The sequence below is a fragment of the Yersinia pekkanenii genome (assembly GCF_001152565.1).
In the GTDB taxonomy this organism is placed as follows: Bacteria; Pseudomonadota; Gammaproteobacteria; order Enterobacterales; family Enterobacteriaceae; genus Yersinia; species Yersinia pekkanenii.
In genome coordinates this window covers 1-3,804 of record NZ_CQAZ01000102.1, presented here as the reverse complement: position 1 = coordinate 3,804, position 3,804 = coordinate 1, and the positions used below count along the sequence as shown (strand labels likewise).

Sequence of the window (3,804 nt, the reverse complement as noted above, 5' to 3'; positions counted from 1 at the left end):
TAACATTTAAAGAATATGCCCCAAAATCATACCCTGCATTGCAGTATGAAGAGTTAACACAAAAATTGATCCGTCTTACGCAGGGGGCCTGAGATGGCTAAGAACTTTAAAAAGCAACTGGAAGCACGCAATCAAGTAAAACCACAGGCGGCTGTCGTACCAGGTATTCAAGATAATCTGCTTGAGCGTGAACCGGCAGCACCACAATCACCCAATACTGGCCAGAGTTTACTTTCTCAACTATCAAGACCTGAATTAGCACCATCTGGGCAGATCATTCGTGTTCGATTAGATGAAGTCTATTCAATCGAGCAGGTGCGTCCGGAAGAAGATTTTGAAGAGGAAACGCTCAAAGGGATGGAGGAAACATATGACGAAGTTGGCATATTGACGCCGCCGCGCGTGTTCCCTCGTGATAAAAATGGCTACAAAATTTGGTTCGGTGAAACCCGTATACGGAGTGCTCGCAGGCATGGTGATGAGTATATTGATGTATACGTTGGTTTACCCCCAAAAAATGACAAAGTGCGGCTACTGGGTCAGCTGATTGAGAACCTGCATCAGTCGGGATTGAAGCCGCTGGCAACAGCCAATGCAATGCTTGAGTTGAAGAATGATTGGAACATGAACGGTGAGCAGATAGCGAAATCAATCGGCAAACCGGTTTCCTATGTCAGTAAACATATGCGTTTATGTGATGCGCCGGCAGTAATAAGGGACTTACTGAAAGATAAGATTACGGGGGATGTCGATCTTGTCTATACGTTGTGCCAAATTCATGACCGATCACCTGAGATGGCGCAGGAATTAGCTCAGACAGCAAGAACCAAAACGTTAACCAGGCAAGTCGCGAAAGCGGAGTTGAGTAAACTCAAAAACCGCAAAACGCCAACTGACATTGAGCAGCAAAATACAGCAACGGTAAATCCTCCGTCAGTAGAAGTGAAAGAAAAAACTTTACTGAACAAAGAACCAACGGTGGAGCCAACAAAAACACAGGAAAATGACGCGGCAAATACTGCGACGAATGAAGTCAGAACGCCTGAAGCCAAACCATCATTAAGTGCAGCAGCTGCGAGCCAGAAAGAGAATCGCCTGATTGTTCGAGTGGATGGCGAGATTGGCTATTTACTCATAAATAAAATAGCTGATGAATATGGCCATGTGTGGGTAAAGCTGGCAATGGGCGAATTATGTGTTGAGGCTAAGTCTGTAGCCTTGGTTGGGATCAAAGAGGCTTAGTATGACTAATACCCCCTTTTCGGAACTGTCACGGGCGTTTCGCGCCCGTGTTGTAAAAACATGGATTATGTCGACTGAGTTTTCAGCAGCGGTCGGTGTCGAAGTGTTGAAGGATGTCGGTGTTAAACACGATTTCGTGAGGCGTGAAAATCCAGTGCTGGGTTCATCGTTGGCGGGATGGGCTAAAGACGGTCACACACCCTTATGGGCTTCCCAATCAGCGTTAATTCTGTTGTTAGAAAACAACTGGACCCCCGTAAGCCATGAGGACTGGGCTGGTTTTTCCTCTATTTTTATAAAAATCCATAGAGATGCTGAGCTTGGGATCTTACTTGATTCAGTGCCAACATCGATTGATAAGGACGTTGCCGCTGGTTGGTTAAGTGCGGCAATTGAAGAGGATGCACGTTACCGCGTGTCTAAGAAAAAGGTAAAAATATGACATTCCGGGAACTTGATAAAATCATTATTGCTACAGGACGTAAAGGGGATGCTCAACTTCTCCTTTCATTATTATTAGACTCTTTTGATAATGGAATCGAATGTGTCGATATTGATACTGTTATAGCTGAAACAGGTCTAAAGAACCCGAATGTATCTGCGGTCACCAACAAATTGAAAGACTTGGGGGCGCTCACCATTTTGTATAAGGATATGCGAAGTAAAGATGGCTTATTTTCTGAAGTAAGAAATGGCCGTTGGTCAAAAGCTTACTACAAACTCCCCCCGGTAATTTTGCAATTGTATCGCAGAGGATAATTTCGCATGCGAAATTGCTATTCTTGCTGTCAGATTATGACTTTGGGTAAATCACTCCACTTGGTGGTGTAGCAAGGAGAGAGTAAATCTCTCCTCATAGCCCAAACCTGTTTTATCCCCTGCCCTGCAAACCAAACTTTGCCTAAACCACTTTGGTTTACCTTATCGATGATTTTCATCAGCTGGTCACTATCTGCACGGGGCGGCATTTCATCAAATAAATCGATTTGCCCTGGCTTGTCGCTAAAATCATTTAGCATGATCCCTGCTTTCTGATACCTAAATCCATTCCGCCAAATCGCATCTAACGCACTGGTAGCCGCTAAAATTATGTCTCGTGTATCTTGGGTAGCTAACCTCAGTTTAATGCTGTAGTTGTTGCTGTAGAACGGTTCATTTATAGCAAAAGGGCTAGTGCGAACGAAGACGTTTATGTGTTTACAGTATTGGCGTTCGCCTCTTAACTTTTCAGCAGACCGTTCGGCATACTTGCAGATTGCCTGGCGTAAACTTTCTTTATCAGTAATGCGTTCACTAAAAGAGCGACTGACGATGATTTGTTGCTTAGTGGGTAATGTGTCTATTGTTATTGCCGGGATGCCATTAAGCTCTAAAACAGTACGTTCAACGACAATGCCAAATGTTTTCTTTATTAATTGTAAATTGGCGTCGGCCAGCTGCAATACCGTTTCTATTCCCATGCCTTTTAACTTGAGATTTAACTGGCGTCCAATTCCCCATACTTCTGATGCGGGTAATATAGCCATCAGTTTGCGTTGTCGGCTACGGTCAGAGAGATCAACTACACCACCCGTTGCGGGCCATGTTTTGGCTGCGTGGTTGGCCAGCTTTGTTAGTGTCAGTGTTTGGGCTATGCCTATGCCGCATGTTAATCCGGTTTGTTGTAGAAAAGTCTCGCGCACGCGTCGACCAAAATTAACCAGAGACTCGTAATTTTCCATTCCATCGATTTTCATAAAGGCTATCATCGATAGAATAAATGGTTAGAGAAGGCGCTAAGGATTCTAATATAGTCATGGTTCTGGCACTAAGATCTCCGTATAGCGCATAATTTGAACTAAAGCAGGCCACCTGGTAGCGTTAAATAAGGGACTTCATTTGAAAATAAGGGACACCTCGTTTAATACCGAGTTTTTTAGCTTCTTTGTTGGTGGCCACTATTGCGCCATCGTTATTTGACAGGCATATGACCGGTTTCCCTTTTAAGTCGGGCCTAAAGAGTTGCTCGCAGGCTGCGTACATAGAGTTTACGTCACATAGTAGGTACATAGGCACCTCAACGTAGTGTGTGTATGGCATGCATGACGACACCGAAAATGTTCAGTTCGTCGGGATCAACAAATATGGGACTGTAAGCAGGATTCATAGGCTGTAGACAGAGGCGAGGGTGGATACATAGTTTTTTAACCGTGAATTCGCCCTCGACGGCAGCGATAACAATATCCCCGTGAGTCGGGTTGACCGCTTTATCAACAATCAATAGATCCCCGGAAAGAATGCCCGCTTCTATCATTGATTCGCCTTCAGCTCGAACAAAGTAAGTTGCACTTGGGTGAAGTATGCATAACTCATTTAAATCTAACCATTTTTCTAAGTAGTCACTGGCGGGCGACGGAAATCCTGCTTGGCAATTTTCACCGAATAGCGGTATTGGGATGCGGGATTCAGTTAGCGCAGTGAGGATTATTACTTTCATGATTAACTCAATGTAACTGTAAATATATGGGTCTTCCCCGATCATGGTGGCTATCTATGTAATGGCAGATGTACTTATGTGAATCC

The 3,804-nt window shown here is 44.2% G+C and carries 4 protein-coding genes and 1 pseudogene; 3 read left to right on the top strand and 2 right to left on the bottom strand.

Features of this window, described 5'->3' with window-relative positions; translation table 11 throughout:
• The first annotated feature begins 93 nt into the window (after positions 1-93).
• The 3 genes from AEP37_RS22520 to AEP37_RS22510 are packed head-to-tail and all read left to right on the top strand — an operon-like array spanning position 94 to position 2,001.
• Positions 94-1,242, top strand: coding sequence for a ParB/RepB/Spo0J family partition protein (locus tag AEP37_RS22520; protein WP_049615414.1), 1,149 nt, complete (start codon positions 94-96; stop codon positions 1,240-1,242).
• Between the two features lies 1 nt (position 1,243).
• Positions 1,244-1,684, top strand: coding sequence for a hypothetical protein (locus tag AEP37_RS22515; RefSeq protein ID WP_049615416.1), 441 nt, complete (start codon positions 1,244-1,246; stop codon positions 1,682-1,684).
• Positions 1,681-2,001: a hypothetical protein gene (locus AEP37_RS22510; RefSeq protein WP_049615413.1), complete on the top strand. Its 321-nt coding sequence runs from the start codon at positions 1,681-1,683 to the stop codon at positions 1,999-2,001. The genes AEP37_RS22515 and AEP37_RS22510 overlap by 4 nt, the downstream gene beginning before the upstream one ends.
• A gap of 29 nt (positions 2,002-2,030) precedes the next feature.
• On the opposite strand, the pseudogene umuC reads toward AEP37_RS22510, so the two are convergent.
• A pseudogene (umuC, locus tag AEP37_RS22505) lies at positions 2,031-3,291 on the bottom strand (translesion error-prone DNA polymerase V subunit UmuC).
• Positions 3,292-3,298: 7 nt separating this feature from the next.
• Positions 3,299-3,718, bottom strand: coding sequence for a translesion error-prone DNA polymerase V autoproteolytic subunit (gene umuD, locus AEP37_RS22500; RefSeq protein WP_049615415.1), 420 nt, complete (start codon positions 3,716-3,718; stop codon positions 3,299-3,301).
• Positions 3,719-3,804 lie beyond the last annotated feature (86 nt).

What these genes read in the sequence shown, in the direction of transcription:
- AEP37_RS22520 (WP_049615414.1), top strand. Translation starts at nt 94, where the DNA reads ATGGCTAAGAACTTTAAAAAGCAACTGGAAGCACGCAATCAAGTAAAA.
- AEP37_RS22515 (WP_049615416.1), top strand. Translation starts at nt 1,244, where the DNA reads ATGACTAATACCCCCTTTTCGGAACTGTCACGGGCGTTTCGCGCCCGT.
- AEP37_RS22510 (WP_049615413.1), top strand. Translation starts at nt 1,681, where the DNA reads ATGACATTCCGGGAACTTGATAAAATCATTATTGCTACAGGACGTAAA.
- umuD (WP_049615415.1), bottom strand. Translation starts at nt 3,718, where the DNA reads ATGAAAGTAATAATCCTCACTGCGCTAACTGAATCCCGCATCCCAATA.